Annotated in this window: 23 protein-coding genes; 1 reads left to right on the top strand and 22 read right to left on the bottom strand. The window is 63.4% G+C overall.

All coding sequences use genetic code 11. From position 1 onward, the window contains the following. From HDE79_RS15350 to HDE79_RS15300, 11 genes are all read right to left on the bottom strand, one after another. Positions 1–114 carry a GpE family phage tail protein gene (locus tag HDE79_RS15350; protein WP_184602967.1) on the bottom strand — a complete coding sequence of 38 codons (114 nt, stop codon included), beginning with the start codon at positions 112–114 and terminating at the stop codon, positions 1–3. An 8-nt stretch (positions 115–122) separates the two neighbouring features. Further along, on the bottom strand, positions 123–446 hold the full coding sequence (locus tag HDE79_RS15345) for a phage tail assembly protein (protein ID WP_184602965.1): 324 nt from the start codon (positions 444–446) through the stop codon (positions 123–125). A 38-nt stretch (positions 447–484) separates the two neighbouring features. Next, positions 485–994, bottom strand: a complete 510-nt coding sequence (locus tag HDE79_RS15340; protein WP_184602963.1) for a phage major tail tube protein — start codon at positions 992–994, stop codon at positions 485–487. A gap of 57 nt (positions 995–1,051) precedes the next feature. Beyond that, positions 1,052–2,230 carry a phage tail sheath protein gene (locus HDE79_RS15335; RefSeq protein ID WP_184602961.1) on the bottom strand — a complete coding sequence of 393 codons (1,179 nt, stop codon included), beginning with the start codon at positions 2,228–2,230 and terminating at the stop codon, positions 1,052–1,054. 22 nt (positions 2,231–2,252) lie between these two features. Beyond that, positions 2,253–2,612, bottom strand: a complete 360-nt coding sequence (locus HDE79_RS15330; RefSeq protein WP_184602960.1) for a GPW/gp25 family protein — start codon at positions 2,610–2,612, stop codon at positions 2,253–2,255. Next, the gene (locus HDE79_RS15325; RefSeq protein ID WP_184602958.1) at positions 2,612–3,211 is read right to left on the bottom strand and encodes a phage baseplate assembly protein V; all 600 of its coding nucleotides are present in this window, start codon (positions 3,209–3,211) and stop codon (positions 2,612–2,614) included. The genes HDE79_RS15330 and HDE79_RS15325 overlap by 1 nt, the downstream gene beginning before the upstream one ends. A 121-nt stretch (positions 3,212–3,332) precedes the next feature. Beyond that, a complete protein-coding gene (locus HDE79_RS15320) occupies positions 3,333–4,022 on the bottom strand; it encodes a hypothetical protein (protein ID WP_184602956.1) in 690 nt (229 codons plus the stop codon). Beyond that, on the bottom strand, positions 4,022–4,423 hold the full coding sequence (locus tag HDE79_RS15315) for a hypothetical protein (RefSeq protein ID WP_184602954.1): 402 nt from the start codon (positions 4,421–4,423) through the stop codon (positions 4,022–4,024). The genes HDE79_RS15320 and HDE79_RS15315 overlap by 1 nt, the downstream gene beginning before the upstream one ends. A gap of 21 nt (positions 4,424–4,444) precedes the next feature. Further along, positions 4,445–6,334, bottom strand: coding sequence for a tail fiber domain-containing protein (locus tag HDE79_RS15310; RefSeq protein WP_184602952.1), 1,890 nt, complete (start codon positions 6,332–6,334; stop codon positions 4,445–4,447). Further along, on the bottom strand, positions 6,331–6,903 hold the full coding sequence (locus HDE79_RS15305; RefSeq protein WP_184602950.1) for a phage tail protein I: 573 nt from the start codon (positions 6,901–6,903) through the stop codon (positions 6,331–6,333). Before HDE79_RS15305 ends, HDE79_RS15310 begins: the two co-directional genes overlap by 4 nt. Then, positions 6,896–7,837 (bottom strand): baseplate J/gp47 family protein, encoded by a 942-nt coding sequence (locus HDE79_RS15300; protein WP_343205983.1) that lies wholly within the window; start codon positions 7,835–7,837, stop codon positions 6,896–6,898. The genes HDE79_RS15305 and HDE79_RS15300 overlap by 8 nt, the downstream gene beginning before the upstream one ends. A 400-nt stretch (positions 7,838–8,237) precedes the next feature. On the opposite strand from HDE79_RS15300, the gene HDE79_RS15290 reads away from it, so the two are divergent. Continuing rightward, entirely contained in the window at positions 8,238–8,984 is a 747-nt protein-coding gene (locus HDE79_RS15290) for a site-specific DNA-methyltransferase (protein ID WP_184602946.1), read from the top strand. A gap of 102 nt (positions 8,985–9,086) precedes the next feature. On the opposite strand, the gene HDE79_RS15285 is transcribed toward HDE79_RS15290, so the two are convergent. The 11 genes from HDE79_RS15285 to HDE79_RS15235 all read right to left on the bottom strand — a co-directional run bounded on the left by HDE79_RS15285 (position 9,087) and on the right by HDE79_RS15235 (position 15,660). Then, positions 9,087–10,112 (bottom strand): hypothetical protein, encoded by a 1,026-nt coding sequence (locus HDE79_RS15285; RefSeq protein WP_184602944.1) that lies wholly within the window; start codon positions 10,110–10,112, stop codon positions 9,087–9,089. Between the two features lie 98 nt (positions 10,113–10,210). Further along, positions 10,211–10,678 carry a phage virion morphogenesis protein gene (locus tag HDE79_RS15280; protein WP_184602942.1) on the bottom strand — a complete coding sequence of 156 codons (468 nt, stop codon included), beginning with the start codon at positions 10,676–10,678 and terminating at the stop codon, positions 10,211–10,213. Beyond that, the gene (locus HDE79_RS15275) at positions 10,675–11,157 is read right to left on the bottom strand and encodes a phage tail protein (protein WP_184602940.1); all 483 of its coding nucleotides are present in this window, start codon (positions 11,155–11,157) and stop codon (positions 10,675–10,677) included. Before HDE79_RS15275 ends, HDE79_RS15280 begins: the two co-directional genes overlap by 4 nt. Next, positions 11,154–11,648, bottom strand: coding sequence for a hypothetical protein (locus tag HDE79_RS15270; protein WP_221440179.1), 495 nt, complete (start codon positions 11,646–11,648; stop codon positions 11,154–11,156). Before HDE79_RS15270 ends, HDE79_RS15275 begins: the two co-directional genes overlap by 4 nt. Beyond that, entirely contained in the window at positions 11,645–12,463 is an 819-nt protein-coding gene (locus tag HDE79_RS15265; protein WP_184602938.1) for an N-acetylmuramidase family protein, read from the bottom strand. The genes HDE79_RS15270 and HDE79_RS15265 overlap by 4 nt, the downstream gene beginning before the upstream one ends. Further along, positions 12,432–12,740: a phage holin family protein gene (locus HDE79_RS15260; protein WP_184602936.1), complete on the bottom strand. Its 309-nt coding sequence runs from the start codon at positions 12,738–12,740 to the stop codon at positions 12,432–12,434. Before HDE79_RS15260 ends, HDE79_RS15265 begins: the two co-directional genes overlap by 32 nt. Then, positions 12,740–13,102: a putative holin gene (locus HDE79_RS15255; RefSeq protein ID WP_184602934.1), complete on the bottom strand. Its 363-nt coding sequence runs from the start codon at positions 13,100–13,102 to the stop codon at positions 12,740–12,742. The genes HDE79_RS15260 and HDE79_RS15255 overlap by 1 nt, the downstream gene beginning before the upstream one ends. Positions 13,103–13,115: 13 nt before the next feature. Beyond that, on the bottom strand, positions 13,116–13,325 hold the full coding sequence (locus HDE79_RS15250; RefSeq protein WP_184602933.1) for a tail protein X: 210 nt from the start codon (positions 13,323–13,325) through the stop codon (positions 13,116–13,118). Continuing rightward, a complete protein-coding gene (locus tag HDE79_RS15245; protein WP_184602931.1) occupies positions 13,322–13,786 on the bottom strand; it encodes a head completion/stabilization protein in 465 nt (154 codons plus the stop codon). Before HDE79_RS15245 ends, HDE79_RS15250 begins: the two co-directional genes overlap by 4 nt. A 112-nt stretch (positions 13,787–13,898) precedes the next feature. After that, positions 13,899–14,567 (bottom strand): phage terminase small subunit, encoded by a 669-nt coding sequence (gpM, locus tag HDE79_RS15240; RefSeq protein ID WP_184602928.1) that lies wholly within the window; start codon positions 14,565–14,567, stop codon positions 13,899–13,901. 85 nt (positions 14,568–14,652) lie between these two features. Further along, on the bottom strand, positions 14,653–15,660 hold the full coding sequence (locus HDE79_RS15235; protein ID WP_184602927.1) for a phage major capsid protein, P2 family: 1,008 nt from the start codon (positions 15,658–15,660) through the stop codon (positions 14,653–14,655). Positions 15,661–15,680: the final 20 nt, after the last annotated feature.

The raw sequence follows: 15,680 nt of genomic DNA, 5'->3' as shown, positions 1-15,680 counted from the left end.
CTACTCCATTCCACACCGTTCACGGGCGCGCTCGCGCCACTGCATCAATTCCAGCAAGGTGAGGTCGACCATCGCGGCGGGTGACCAGTGGAACACCACCGCGATGTCGGCCATGGCGTCCTCTACGTAGCGAGGGAAGCCTTGACGTCCTTCGGTAACAAAAAATGGAGAATCTCGGTGCCGATCGCCATCAGGTCGGGCGCTTCGAGTTTGTTGATGTCCTCGGACGTGAGGAACGGATCGCTAATGCGTGGCAGCACCTTGGCGATGGCGCTGACTTCCATCTGGGCCAGATCGGCCAGGCTCACACCGCGCAGCTCGCCGGCTTTGGGACGACGCAGCGTGATACGGGTGATGGTCTGCTCACCGCGCGTGATCGGTGTGTCGAGCGTGACGGTGGCCGTGGCGTTGTTCGGCTGCGCGGGAATGTCGGTGTGCTTCGTCATAAATCTCTCCGTAGGGATCGGGTGGTCAGGGATGAGGGTTACAGGCCGAGCGCGCGGCGCTGCTGGGCGAGGCGATCGACGCCGCCGACGTTGAAGATGAAGTTGAGGCGGTCGATCTCGATCTCGACGAAGCCGTTGATCGTCAGCTTGTAGTACGCGCAGCTGATGCTGTACTTGTGTGCGGTGTCATCGCCGGGCTTGGCGTTGCCCATGTCGATCTCTTTCGGGCGACCGCGCACGACTACTTCGACCGCATCGACGTCACCGGTGTCGTCTCGCTGGTAGGCGCCGGCAAAGCGCGTCATGTAGGCGGTGGCGCTGGTGGCACCGAACTGTCGGATCGCCTCGCGGACGATGCCGCCGGCGGTGTATTCCAGCGTGAGCAGTTCACCGCCCAGATCGACCTCGACACCGCCGTCCATGCCGCCGCTGCGGATCTCTTCCATCTTGCGGCTGAGCTTGGGCAGGGTGATCTCGGGTACCTTGCCGGCGTAGTTGACGCCGTCGTTGAACACGTTGAAATTTTTGAGCTTGCTGGGCAGTGCCATGGCGAGGTTCCTCTAAAGGTGCGGGGACGCGCGACCGCCGTAGCGGCCGCACGACAGTCAGGCGTTGATCGCCGCGGCGAAATCGGCCAGGTACGAGGTGGTGATGTGCTGGCGCAGCAGAAGATCCTCCAGCGGCGGCACCGGCGAGTAGTCGTAGTCGACGACGGCTTTGCCGCCCGCGAGGGTGCTCTGGTCGTTGGCGCTGGCGTCGTACCAGGCGGTGCCGCCGAGGATGTAGCCACCGGTGGTGAGGTCACGGAATTTGGCGTTGATGCCGTCCATGATGTCTTTCACCAGACTCGGGTACATCGACTTGTCCGCGGCCCACTGGAAGCCGTCAGCGATCGTGTCGCTCAGCACCTGTGCGGTACGCGTGGCGGACTCGAAGACGAAGTCCGGATCATCGCTGCAGGTGCGGTTGCCCCAGAAACGAAAGCCCTGCGTGTTGATCAGCGTGGTGATGCCGGCGGCATTGAGTACGCCGGCATCGGTCGCCGAATCCTGCAGATCCCAGTGCACGTCACGACTGATGCCGGTGACACCGTTGACGGCGACGTTGCTGATGGTTTTCTGCCAGCCCTGGTCCTGATCGATCTGCGCGCGCAAGCCGAGCGCGTAGGCGACCGCTGGCACTTCGACGTCGGCACTGGCGACGGTATCGAACGCCATGACGTTGGGCCAGATCACCATCACTTCGCGCTGGCTGAAGGTGGCGCGGTACGCGATGGCCTCGGTGACGCTGGTGGCGCCGTGGGCGTGCACGTAGGTCATGCCGCGCAGTTTCTTTGCCACGATGGCCAATGCGACGGCGACGGCCGGCGTGTCCAGGCCGGGTGCGCCGATAATGCGCGGCTTGATGCCGAGGCGACCCTGCGCACCGAGCAGGGCCTGCATACCGGTGAGCCGGCCGTTGGCGTCGGTGGTACCGATCACATTGCTGCTGGTGGCGGCATCGTCGACACCCTTGGCCACGCGCACCACGATCACGATCGGCTTGGTCTGCGCGTTAATGGCCTGCAGATCCGGCAGCAAGGTACCCATGGCGGCCGACCCGGCCTTGCCGATCGCTGCCTGCACGTCGGTGACCAGCACCGCGGTGTTCAACGGGAACGCGGCGACATCGGCATCCTCGCCGGTGGCGACCAGACCGATGACGGCGGTGGAGGGAACGGTCAGCGTGCGCGCGCCGGAGGTGGCTTCGACAACGCGGACGCCGTGGTGGTAATCGTTGGGCATGGTGAATCCTCGGGTGATGCCGTTAGGGCACGGCGCTGAGTTGCAGAGGGACGGTGATCGCGGCGGGTTGGGCGACGGGTGTATCGGTGCGCACGCCTTCGAGCGTCACCACCACCTGGCCGGGCTGGTCGCCCAGAGCCATCAACACGCGCGACAACTGGACGCGCGGTTCCCAGCGCATCAACGCGGTGGCGACGGCGGCGACCAGGCGGATTTTTGTGGCGGTGTTGAATGGCTGGTCGATCAGGCGCGGCAGCAGCGAGCCGTAATCACGGCGCATGACGCGCGAACCGACCGGCGTGCCGAGAATGTCGCCGATCGACTGCTGCAGGTGCGCGAGCCCGTCCAGCGGTTTGCCGGTGGTGCGATCCATGCCGCGCATTACAGCGGCGCTCCGGTCACGGGACCTTCGATGGGATGAGCGTGGCCCTTGACGCTCTTGCCGCCGCCGGTGACGTCGATGGTCGCCGTGAGCTTCGTATCGACGGTGACATCGCTGGCGACGTGCAGCGTGGCGCCGAGGTCGGTGTCGTCGGTGACCGAGAGCTTGCCGACGATCCGGGTATCGCCAGCGAGAGTGATGCCGCCGGAGGCGGTGACATGCGACTTGCCGCCCTCGGGCAGCGTCGCGGTGAGCTGATGCGACTCGGGGTCATAGCGAAAGACGGCGCCATCGCGGAACGTGGTGACCTTGGCCGTGGCGCTGCCGGCAGGGCGCGGTACCGCGTTGGAGTAGATCGCCGGATGCACGACGCCGCGCGCCGTATCACCGCCGGGGCAGAACACCATGACCTGCTCGCCGATGCTGGGGTCCCAGCCCGTGCTGGCGTCACCGGCACGTTCCACAAACCACGGCATCGGCCGCGTCACCAGCGCGCCGGTCTTTACCGTGCACACGCCCGCGTCATGATCGACGGAGGCGATCGTGCCGAAGCGCAGCAGGTTCTGCAGCAGACGCAAGATTTCGACGAGCTGATCCATGCCGGCATGGTGCTAATGCCATGCGCGCGAGAGCTAGGCGCGGCCGATGTACCAGTGGGCTGGTACATCGATAAACAGCATCCCGTGTAAAAGCGATGCCGTCCTCTCGTCGAATGTCCGCTTAGACGGAGCCGTCCACGCTGCAGTGGAGTGTGATCGTTGTCGTCGACAAAACCTGCCCCGTTGAAGCGTTGCGGAATTGAATGGTGAGCGCACCGCTCTGGTCTTTGGAACCGCCTTGGAATCCTACGGTTTGCGCTAAGCCTGCTTGCTGCGCCGCGCCGCAGGAGAGCCAGTTCGATGCACTGCCAAAGCTCCCGCTCGTTGTTCCTGACGACTGCTGCAGGGTCCACGATCCACTGAAGGCGACTTGCACGGCCGAGACGGCCAGCCCGAAGGTGCTCCATGTGCCGGAGGCGTTGACCGTGTTTCCCGCAGGGGGATTACCGGATGCGGCGGCGTGTGCGCGGTAACCCGTGACGTTATAGGTGCCGTCCGCAGAGACGTTGAAATAAATGTTCGCTTGAGCCGTTTGCCGATTAGCCGCGACATCGCCAGCGTTATATTGCTTGCCGTTGATGGGCAGGCTGTAGACAGCCGTTCCCTTGGTCGTCCATCGCGGGCCGTTATCGACGCCCGCGCTGTTGCGGTAACCGAAACTCGGTCCCGGTGTTCCATAGGGCGCGGCGGCGTATTTCAAACCCACCCCGTTCGAGAGGCGAAAGTTCTCGGCTTGCGGCCCGTCGCCTACGATGTCGGTATCAAAAAGGTTGTCGGCATCGACAGCGGCGCCATTGCGATAGCCCGACATCAGCCGACTGCCGTTTCCGATACCGGAGCCGGCATGAGTGACGCCGCGGCAGCCTCGGCGTGCGCTGCCATGACGGCCGCGCGCTCGTTGTAGAGCGTGTCGTACGCCACCTTGATGACTAGCGCTAAGCCAGCCGTCGATACCTGCGACAAATCGGCACCAGTTACAGGGTCGGTACCGACGCCAAAGCAGCGCGGTGCAATGTCAGCAATGGTGACCTGCAACACGTCATAGTCGCCGTTCAATGGCTGATACGCGTTGTTGACGAACAGGCTTTCGCGCGCCTGAAAGGAGACCACGCCGCTGCCGGTCGACGGGTCGTAAAGAAGATGGGTTTGCTCGGCGATCATCTCGGCGGTGATGCCGTTGGCGATGGTGCGAATGCGTGCGTTGGTTGTCATGCGTAAAAATACCTTTTGGGTTTATGCGTGGAGTGCGTCGACGCGTGCGGAAAGCTCTTTAATGGCTTGAATCAATACAGGCGTGATCTGCGCGTAATCCACGGTCTTGCGACCGGCGCCGTCTTCGCTGACAGCCTCGGGGATCAGGGGTTCCAGTTGTTCGGCAATCACGCCCAGACGACGGCGCCCATCGGGGTTGTAGGCCTTTTTGTAGACGTAGCTCGCCGTCTCGATGGCGCACACTTCAGCGAGCCCGGATCGGACGCGTTTGAATTTTGTTTTCAGCGCCTTGGAGGAGCCCACCTGAAATCCGCCGGTGGCGTAGCACGTGCCTTGCAGCGCCGGGTTGGCGACGCCTTCATGGATGATGCGATAGGCGACAGCGCCATACGACCAGCCACCGATCTTCATCACGTTGTCCGTGTCCAGACCGAAGTGGACGCCGCACTGACCCTCGCGAATGAAGGACATCGTTGCCGACGCGCTGTTGTTGGCGGCGTTGCCGATTTGCAGGGACGTATTGCGGTCGTTGCCACTGCTACTGATGGATGAAATGTTCGGCGGCGCGCCAGATGAGAAAATGGTTCCGGCCGTGCTGTTGCTGTTGCCGCGTAGAATCGCCGTCTGATTCACCCAGCTTTCCAACGCGACGTTGCCCATATCGGTCGCATCGATAGTGACCTTGACCTTCGAACCACTCCATCCGATTTTCACCGCGTTGCTCAGCTGACCTGAGCCGGTGCCCTGCTGCACCGGCGTGAAGCCGAGTGAGTTCTGCTTGGCCGCCAGCGCTTTGGTCATTGTCGCTGCGAAATTGGGGTCATCGCCCATCGCATCAGCGAGTTCTTTTAGCGTGTCGAGTGCGCCGGGTGAGCCGTTGATCAGCGCGTTCACGGCCGCGGTGATCTGCGTGGTCACCGCCGTCTGCAGCGGCCGTGCGTCGAGCGCGGTCTGCAGACCGTTGATGTCGGCGATTGGATGCGAGTGGGCGAGGGCAGCGGCGCCGATATGGGCCAGCACTTGTGCCGGGGTTTTTTCCGCGAGTGTGCCGGTGCCGTTGCCCACCAGGTAATTGCCGGTGGTGAAGCTGCTGGCGCCGGTACCTCCGCGTGCCACCAGTAGAGTGCCGCTGGTGATGTCAGTCGCGGAGTGTTGGTGCGCGGACGGCGTGAAAGCGTCCGGTACATTGGTGAGGTTGCCGTAGCTGCGGTAGTACGCACCGTGCTGGCCGTCGAGCAAATCCGCATCCAGTCCGTTGTTGCTGCCGGTGTCGTACGAGGCCGCACCACGGATGCCCAGCGCGGTGACGAATGCCAGCGCGCTGACCTTGTTGAGTAGCGTCTTGACGAAGGCGCTCGGTGCGCCGACGCCAAGGCGCTCGTTGAGCGCGGCCAGCAGGCTCCTGGGCGTGATGGCGAGCTGAGGGTCGGTGCCGGTGAGGGTTTCGGCATCGGTGGCGAACCGCACCACGCCGGTGACATCGGTGGTGGCCAGACTCATCTGAAAGTTGGTGTCGCCGAACGTGAGGCTGTTGGCATCGATGTCGGCGAACTGCACGTCGCCGGCAAGCAACATGGTGGCCTGACTGCTCTTTTGCAGCAGGTCGGTGGGTTGGCTGTACACCGCGAACAGCGTGCCGTCGGCAAGGTACAGGCCGACGCCGCGGACGCTGTAGGTGTCGGTACTGTCATCACGGATGGTGACGTGCAACGTGTCGGTAGCGACCGCACCGCCGCTGATCGTGCTGATGCGCTTGCTCTCACCCGGGATGACCTTCGTCGTGGGCAACGGGGTGAAGCTGGTGGCCGTAATGCCGACGCTGACGATGGTGGTGGACGCCGTGCCGTCGTGTGTGGCATTACTCAACGCGGCGCGGCCGGCGGCCGTGACGATGATTTTGAGTGCGGTCATGGTGTGGCAGCCTCGGCGTACAGGTTCAGGCGGGCATAGATGCAGGGACGGATGAATACGGCGACGCGGAGGCGTCCAGTAAGCGTGGCCGTCTGCGTGAAGGTGAAATGGCTGCGCGTGGGCTTGGTGCGACTGACCTCGGCGATGACGTCGTCAACGAACGCGGCGCTGGCCGGCTCGCCGTCGACGCCGGACACGGTGAGCTGCATGTCGAAGGTGTACGGGATGCCGGCTGGGTCCATCTGCCACCACTCGGTGAGCACCACCGAACCGCCGAAACTGGCGATGACGTCGAAGACGCTTTGCGCGGTGCCCTTGCGTCGGGCGATGTCGATCGCACTGGCGACGCGTGCGCGTTTGACGGCCAGTGGCCAGTAGCTCTTCCACGCGCTGATGCCGAGTGCCCATGCCAGCCACGCGAGCTTGTCCTCGGGGCAGGTGTGCGGATTCCATAGCTCGGCGATGGGCACCGGAATATCCGCGAGGCGTGCGGTGGCGGCCTCGATGGCGCGCTCACTGGTCGTGGCATTGGGCGGCAGCAGGCTGCGTCCCCTCGGGGGGCTATTCATCGATCCCGCCATATGCGAGTGCGATCGATGTGCAGTGGGCGGCCTGCGTGCCGCTAATGACGATGTTGGCGCTCGGCGACGTCAGATCCGTGCGCTGGATGCCCGGCACGCGCAATGCGCCGTAGATGCCATCGAGCGTGATGTCGCGATCGAGCTTTTTAGAGTTTGCAAGATAGGCTGCGAGGTTTTTATCGGAGGCAGCCAACACCAGCTCACTATCGGGACCACCGAAGGTGTAGCGCGTACCGACGATGGCAAAGGGGACGATCTGCGCGCTTTGCACGGTGACGTGATCGGTCAGCGGGCGCTTGGTTTTTGCACTGAGCGCGCTGTACACCATGGCGAGCAGATCATCATCGGCCGTGCCATCGCCGATACGTGACAGCACGCTGACGACGACCTTGCCCGGTGTCGGACTGGTGGGCTTGGCATCGAGCACCAGGCCGGACGCGCTGAGCGAGAGAAAGATGTACGCGTCATCCGGGCCGGCGACGGAATAACCGGAAGGCGCGAGCGTGACGCGGCGGCGTAGCTCGTCGTCGGATTCAACCGTCGGCGGGATGCCCAGCGATGGATCGCCTGGGTCGAGGGTGAGACGGGTCACGCCGTAGAAGGCGGCGAGGTTGTCGAGTGTCCCCTTGACGGCGAAAGCGAGCAGGACGCTCTTGGCCGCATCGTTCACCCGTTGCCTCAGGTTGAATTCGCGGTACGCGGCGACCTGCAGGATCTTGTACGCCGGATCAGATTCCACCAACGCGGTGAACGACGGATCGCGCGTGATCAGGTCGGCCAGCGTCTCGGCGAAGATCTGCTCGTACGCGAGCGTTTCCACTACCTCGGGCGGCGGCAGACGCGATAGGTCGACGGACGTGGTGACCGTCATGGCAGGCAGGGAGCGCGTGGCGTAGGCATGCCGGCATGGTGCTAAGGGCATACGTACGCGTGCGAGGCGGTAGCGATGTACCAGTGGGCTGGTACATCGGAAGCGGCCTGCCCAGCGGGACCCCACGCAGGGCACCATGGCCGCCTCATTAAGTGGAGCGGCCGGCGACGCGCGTCAACGCGGCACCAGCCACCCGACACCGCAGCAACACCTGCAGGCCAAGCCAAAGGCTCCACACCCCGTCGACGGAGCCCGGCGAGGCTATCACGCCCGTCAAACAGGATCTGAGTGATGCAGGATGTCCGCTGTTCGCGCTGCGCGAAGTTGCTCGCGCGCGCCCGTGTTTTTGATGTCATCGAAATCAAGTGCCCGCGCTGCGGGACGATCAATTCTTTGAGGGCCGTGTCGAGTCCCCTGCCAGCGAGCCAGGGAGCACCGAACGGAAACACTCATGACGCACACGACTCTTCCCTACACGATCCATCGCGGCGACGCGCTGCAGGTGTTACGCGGCCTGGCTGATGCCAGCGTCGATGCAGTGATCACCGACCCGCCGTATTGCTCCGGTGGCCAGACCATGGCCGCCCGCGCACGGCCGACCGGCGAGAAGTACATCAACAGCGGCAGCAAGGCGCCGCTGCCTGACTTCGAAGGCGACTTCCGCGACCAGCGTGGGTTTCTCGCGTGGGCCAGCCAGTGGCTGGCCGAGTGTCATCGCGTGACGAAACCCGGCGGGCATCTTCTCGCGTTCATCGACTGGCGCATGTTGCCGACGATGACCGATGCGGTGCAGGTGGCCGGCTGGGTCTGGCAGGGCATCGTGGTGTGGGACAAAACCGGCGGATGCCGTCCACAGCGTGGTCGCTTTCGTAGCCAGGCCGAATACGTGGTGTGGGCCAGCCGCGGGCCGCTCGATATCAAGGCGCACCCGGTGGTGTTGCCTGGTGTTTTACCCGTGCATCCGCAGCTCGGTGGCAAGCAGCATCAGGTCGGCAAGCCTGAATCGCTGATGGAGAAGCTGTTGGCGATCGTACCGCCGGCCAGTACCGTTCTTGATCCCTTTATGGGTAGCGCAACTACGGGCGTTGCCGCGCTGCGCGCTGGCCATCATTTCGTCGGCGTGGAGATGTCGGAGGGCTATTTTGACGTCGCTGAAAAAAGACTTCAGCGTGAGCCACCGAATCGCTTCGTTCAGTAGAAGGCAGCGAGCCTAACGGAACAGAAAAGGCCTCACTGGGAAACGAGGCCCTTTTCTTGTAGGCAGTGCACCGATCATATTGCTTCGGCTAAATCCAAATCCTTATTCGGTCCCCGCGACACCATCCGCGCGAACTCGAACGCCTTGTCCATCTGGTCTTGATGCATCTTTTTTACCGTTGCCTCCTCTTTGGCTGACCCCTGCCCCTGCTTTGGGGTCAGCCTTTCCGGTTGCCTCGGTTCCAAGCCCATCGTCGACTTTTGCACCAGAGTTTTCATGATTAGTTCCTGTTTGGTTACTTTGTTGAGCTGTTTCGACCATCACAGGGTCAATGTCGGTTTGGCTACCGAGCGACTCCCACGCAGCGTAACAAAATGTCTTTTCAGCATCTGTTAGATGCGACACACGCTCGAAAAGTTCAGACGCTTCTTTGCGATCGATGACAAACCCATGAGCTGGATAGTTGTTGATCAGCTGCACCAGCGCGCCATCTTTAAGATTCTGCCCGTACTTGTCCAACCTGCTGCCATATTCAAATGCTACTCGCATTGCTCGCTGCATCTCTCCAAGCCTAATCGGGTCGATCTGCGAAAACAGTGGCGCAGCCATACCCGAAACCACTTGACCTGCAAATTCCGAGCAGAGTTTTGTTGAAAGTCCAAGGCCGCGCGACTCAACCAGCATTCTGTGAAACGTAACTTGTGTGTGCAACGTGACAGCTTGCAATGCCTGCATGATATCAAGGCCAGAGCTACTTTCTTCAAGCTCAGAAGCCTTCCGTACTTGAATATCTAGAGGTCCGAGTTCGCCAAAATCACCAATACCTAACTCATCAGCAGCGATAGCCACTAACGTTCCCGCGCTCTTGCAAAAACTTGGCACCACCAGTCTGATGTTTTGCGTGTAATGATGACGTAGACATCGACCAATTCGATAGCCGCCGTTTGGGTCACCACCATACGTTGTCAAAAACATCGTGCAGGCTTTGTTGCGCTGTTTGGACGCAATCAGACTGCTAAGTTTATAGTGTAGGTGTCTCGAAACTGCGTGAGACACGACTATATAGTCCCGGTTCGGGTCGGCCGCGTACAGTCCCGCTACAGCATCTGGAATGCTGGTTTCTGGCATGTTTTGGTCCCCCCCGGCTGGCCGCCTGTGTTGAGTCTTGCACATCTATCTATAGATCGGCCATAGGCGCCGATGAACACTGAATTTCCGAGCAAGGATCAGGCCAATCGATAGAGGAGGTTCTCAAGAAGAACGTTTCTGATCAGTGATCGATCAGCTTTCGTGAACCCTAGAAGGACGCGACGTGAATAACGCACGCGTGGGCCATGCGACGTCACGCGATCCTCGCCGCCCACCTGGTGCACGCTCGCGATCTGCCCGGCACGGCCGGTGAACTCAACGCTGGCGAAGGCATCGGTGGCCTTGGCTTTGAGGTATTTGGCGGTGCGTAGTTTGGTGAACATGGCATCGCGCTGGATGCGGCCTTGTTTGCCCCGCAGTTTTTTCCGTGCCTTGCGTGGCACGAACGCAGCGCCATCGGGGTCCATCTGCGCCGCGATGCGTTGCTGTTGGCTGTGACGTAATGCGCGGCTGATGGCCAGGGCGATCGCGCGGCGGCGGGCGGGTGCGAGCTTGAGTAGCAGGCCGGCGGCCCAGTTCTCGAGCAGGACGAGATCGTCGCTCACGCCGGCGGCACGTCCCAACGGGCGATCAACTGCTCGCGCAGGTAGACCTCCCAATGCTCGGCGGTGAGCTTGGCCTCGGGCTGCGGCTCGTCGGCGATGCGGATATCCAGCTTGCCGTTGCCAAGATCCTTGACGATGACGCGCTCGGTGAGTTGCAGCTTGATGCTGAGGTCGACCTTGTCGTGGTCGATGATGTCGGCCTCATAGGTGATGCCGCTTTGGCGCTTGTCGACGTTGTCGAGCAGCTCGGACTGGTGGACACGCAGCCAGATCAGGATAGCCACCCATACGACGAGCGGATCACCGGCGAAGTCGGTGAGGATCAGGTTGAGCGTGTACGCAGTTTCATAGCTAAGGCCGGGCGCGTAGGTGCTGTGCAGCGAGCCGGCGTCGATGAAGACCAGCAATCGCTCGGGATCGCGGGCGAGATCCGGCAGGGCAGCCACGAGGGCGGCGCGCAGGCTGGCCGGCTTCTTCATGGCTTGGCACCGGACGCGGTGTTGACGCGCACCCAGTCCTGCAGCGCGGTTAGCTGAGCGGCGGTGGCGTGGCAGGTGGTGTAGTTGTCGACGACGGTGCCGGCGACGGCAGAGAGTGCAAGACCGCTGGGCTGCGCATCAGCAGCGCTGGGGGTGTCGGGCAATACGCCCGCGGCAGCGGCATCGTGCACGCGGGCAAAGCCAACAGGCACGAGGCAACGAGCATCCGCTTGGGCAGTGACATAGACGGGGATCTCCTTGGTGAGGGTGGCGCCGATGTCGTGCACGACCTGCACGCGATCGACGTACTGCACAACGATGTGATCACTGACCTGTTTCTGTGCGAGCTGGCCCTGCGCGATGCGTTCGCCTGCCTCGGCGGCAGTGGCTCGCGCTTCGGCGGTGGCGATGCGGTGTTGGGTGATCCACCCGTAGAGACACAACACGGCGATCAGCGCGACGCCGAACAGGATCTGGCGCAGCACCGTCATGCAGCCTCCGCGGTCGCACTGAGCGCGGCGCTGTGTCGCGCGTACGCGCTGGCCAGCTTGGTGTCGTAGAGGTTCGTCGCGTAGGCCGGGCCGTTGTAGAGCTTGGCGAAGGCGCCCCACTTGCGCGCGCGCAAGGCCTTGAGCAGATCCGCATCCAACTGGACGAAGCGGACGAAGGCGACCAGGTGTTCACCCTCGCCCTTGGCGAATGCGGCGGCCATCGCGATCGCACTGGCGTAACCGAGTGAGGTCGCGTGATAGCCCATGATCTGGAAGCGGCCCCAGCTACAGGCGGCAGTGGCGGCTTCCGGGTGGATGGCGACGGCCTGCGCCAGGCGTGCGTATTCCGCGGCGCCGCCGACGTAGCCGCCGCGCTGTTGGGACAGGATCGACGCCGGCAGCGCGACGGTGGTCGGATCGATGCCTGCCGCCACCAGCTGCTGCCAGAACACGTGCCGCTCGAACAGGATCACCACGCGACCATCGGGCAGGAAACCGCCACGCGGGCTTTCGACCTCGATCACGGCGTTGATGGTGGCCGACTCACAGTCGAGTGTGGCGGCCGCAGCGACGATGTCGTTCTGGGTGAGTGCCAGCGGGTCGATGATGCCGGTCAATGCGGCTTGTGTGCGTGGGCCAACGATGCCGTCGACCACCTGGCCATGACTACGCTGAAACGCGCGCACCGCGGCCTCGGTCGCAGCGCCATACCAGCTGTCGACGGTGAGTGGCTGACCCGCGCGGACCAGCCGCGTCTGCAGCACGGTGACGTCGCTGCCGTGGTCACCGACGCGCAGGCTGTTGGGGTTGTTCATCGTGGTTCGTCCGTAGGATGGCGGCGACGTTGCCGCGGGCGGTGAGGCTGAGTACGCACAGCACCAGGGCAATGCCGATGTCGCCGAGGTGAATGTCACCGGGTGGGTACTGGCCGAGTGCAATGCCGAGCGCCGTGCTGCCGGTGGAGACGATCAGCAGCCAGGCGGCGATGCTGACGATCGGCCGGTAGCGGGCGCCCTCGCGGCGGTAGAGGAAAAGGCGCACGCCGGTGATGGCGTTGGTGGCGAACAGCAGCAGGGCGATCAGGTGATCCATTACGGGCCTCCGCGGCGCAGCAGATTGCTGATCCACGCCGTGAGGTCGATCGTCTTGATGCGCTCGATCAACTGGACGGTGAGGGCAATGACGATGGCGGCGGCGATGAAGGACGCGACGCCGGATTCCTGCAGGGGGATCTGCCGCATGAGCAGCGGTGCAGCGAGGTAACCCATGATCCAGCTGATGCCGAAGTAGGCCAGCCGCGAGCGCATGGACACCTCACGCGCATGCAGCGCCATCAGTGCGGCACCGGCAAAGGCGCCGATGATGGCGTTGCCATCGATGCCGGGGATCAGCGTGGCGATGCTGACGCCGGTGGCGACGAGAGCGATCGAGCTGGTGGTGGTCGGTTCGGCCATCGGTGGTCCCCTGTCAGTTCCAGAGCTGCACCAGCGCGGTCTGCGACTGCGTGGCCTGTACGGTGTCGGGCAGGTAGACGACAGTGCCCAGCGGCAACACGACGCCGAGGTCGGCGAGGCCGGGATTGGCAGCGAGCGCCGCTTCGGTGACGCCCTCGGTGCGGCCCAGCACGCGCCAGCACAACGCGTCCAAGGTCTCGCCCTGGTTGGCGCGCACGATCACAACAACTCCACATCGGCACGTGGCCGGCCGAGGATGTCGCGGATGGCGTAGCGCACGTTGCGGCGGTAGTCGTCGATGGTGGAGTCGAGTGTGTCGGCGTGTTTGTGGCCGGCGTGCGTGGTGTCGACATCGCGGTAGCGCTCGATCAGTTCGGCCTGCGCGCTGGCGTACACCGCGCGGCGATACAGCCGCACCAGGCGCGAGGTGCCGGCGATGATTTTGCTGGGCACCTCAACGAGCGTGGCGCGGCCAAGGGCGACCTGTTGCTGTTGCCAGGCGTCGAGCTGATCCTCGACGGCAGACATGGCCAGCGCGATGCACTCGGTGAGGCGCTCATTGGTGACGGTGCCATCCACGCGCATCACAGCACGCGCCTCGGTAAGGTCGATGGACGGATACCAGTCGCCGGAACGCAGGGGATCGGGCGCGGTAGCAGGCGCGGTGGCGACGAGACCGGACATCATGACCTCACAGGGGTGTGGCGCGGAATAAGTGCGGCGGTGATCGGTGGTGCATCGGGTGGGAGAGAGGTCACACGATGTCCACCGAGCCGCCGCGGTGCTCGGGGCGAGCTCAGGTGGCGACCGGCGTCGACAGAGCCAGCTGCTTTTGCAGCTTGGTGATCTCTGTCTTGATGCCCAGTCGCGCGTTCAGTTGCAGCGCACGCTGCAGATGGTCGAGTGCCTGCGCGGGCGATGCATCGCGCAAGGCCAGGCCGATGGCCTTGTGGAGTTTGGCGCGCACCTCATCCGGCATGTCGCGCCCTTCAGTAAGTTGGCCCACTTGCAGTAGCTGGGATGCGGTGACGTTGCCGCTATCCGCGTGGCCGGCACGCTCGGCGATTTCTTCCACCACCAGGGTGGCGAGGTCGCGCTGGTAATGTTCGGGCAGCTTGAGGTTATGGGTAAGCATGTGCGTGGCCATGACCAGCGCGCCGTCGATGTCGCCGGTGTCGATACGCCAGACCATGACGGTGGCGAAGACGTCGTCCTGCACCGGCTGATCAGCCTGCAGCACGCCGTCGATCCATGCCGCGTACTCCGGCAGGCGCTGACGCTTGACCTCGATCTTCTGCGCGATCGACTGGATACCTTTGAGCGCGCGCTTGTCCTCGGCGAGCTTGGCGAGCATCAACGCGTACGCGCTGCTGGCGACGACGGCGCTGTGATCGGCATCGGTTGCTACGGTCTGGGACATCGCGGCGGCGATGCGCTGGCGGTGCTGTTGGGCGGGTGACGGCATGGCGATGCTCTCTCGCGGTATCGGCGGGGCACCGTCGACCGGCTCTCCAGCCGACGGGCTTCGCTGTGGGGGAGGGGTTCGGTGATTACGAGACGACGATGTTTTCGACGAACGCTGTCAGCAGGTAGTTCTCGACCACGTAGGCGTCGTTGCTGGATTCGTAGTTCTCGACCCGGTCGCGCTTGGCGTTGTCCACCAACTGCCGGCGACGTGCGCCTTCCTGCGAATAGATGGACAGGTTGTCGAGCGTGGTGATCAGCATCGCGTTCTTCGGAAAGAACGGCACACGCACCGCCTTGAGGCCGCCGATCTGTTTCTGCGACACGATGATGTCGGTCGCCAGTTCGTTCTCGGCGGTCTGCTGCTGGTTGATGCGCTTGAAGTACTTGTCCTGCAGCAAGTCACGACCGCAGATGACCACCAGCGCCGGGTTGTCGCGCACGGCCTCGGCGATCAGGTTCTCGGTCACATCCGACACCAGGGCGTCGAGGTTCTCGTAGTCCTTGCCGGCACCGATGGTGACCTTGCCGCTGGCAGGAACGACTTCCTTCATCCAGTGTGCCGGTGCATCGGTGCGGATGTGTTCCAGCCAGCCGATGTTGACGTCCTGCAGCAGCGGGTTGGTGACCCGGTTGGTGTTCGCGGCCGCGCTGGTGCCGTGGAAGCCGATCATGATGCGATCGAGCGCCTGCTGGCCGACGACCGCATCGCGGAACATCGTCTGGAAGTTGGGGAACTTGGCCCACGCGTCGATCTTGGAATACTTCAGCGACGTGTCGAAGTTGGTCTTCTTGCAGGTGTAGTCGTTCGGGAAAAGATCAGTCGGATCGGCCGGCGCGCGGTCGGTGGTATCGGTGTCGGTACGGCTGGCGATGGTGCCGGTGGTACCCAACGCGAGTTTCTCGCCCCATAGCTCGGTCACCAGAACGACGTTGATCTGTTGGAGGAACGCGCTGGATAACTGGATCTGTTTTTCCAGCGTCTGTTGCACGGTCGGTGCGACGGTGAAGGTCTCGCCTGCCGACGCCACGCCGTTGAGCTGGGCGATGCGCTGCGAGAGGGCGGTGAAAGCAAGGCGGGTTTCGTTGCGCATGGGGTGCTCCGTGACGTGCA

Source organism: Rhodanobacter sp. MP1X3, assembly GCF_014207165.1.
Classification (GTDB): domain Bacteria; phylum Pseudomonadota; class Gammaproteobacteria; order Xanthomonadales; family Rhodanobacteraceae; genus Rhodanobacter.
The sequence above is the reverse complement of the archived record's forward strand: the minus strand, read 5'-3'. Positions and strand labels throughout refer to the sequence as shown.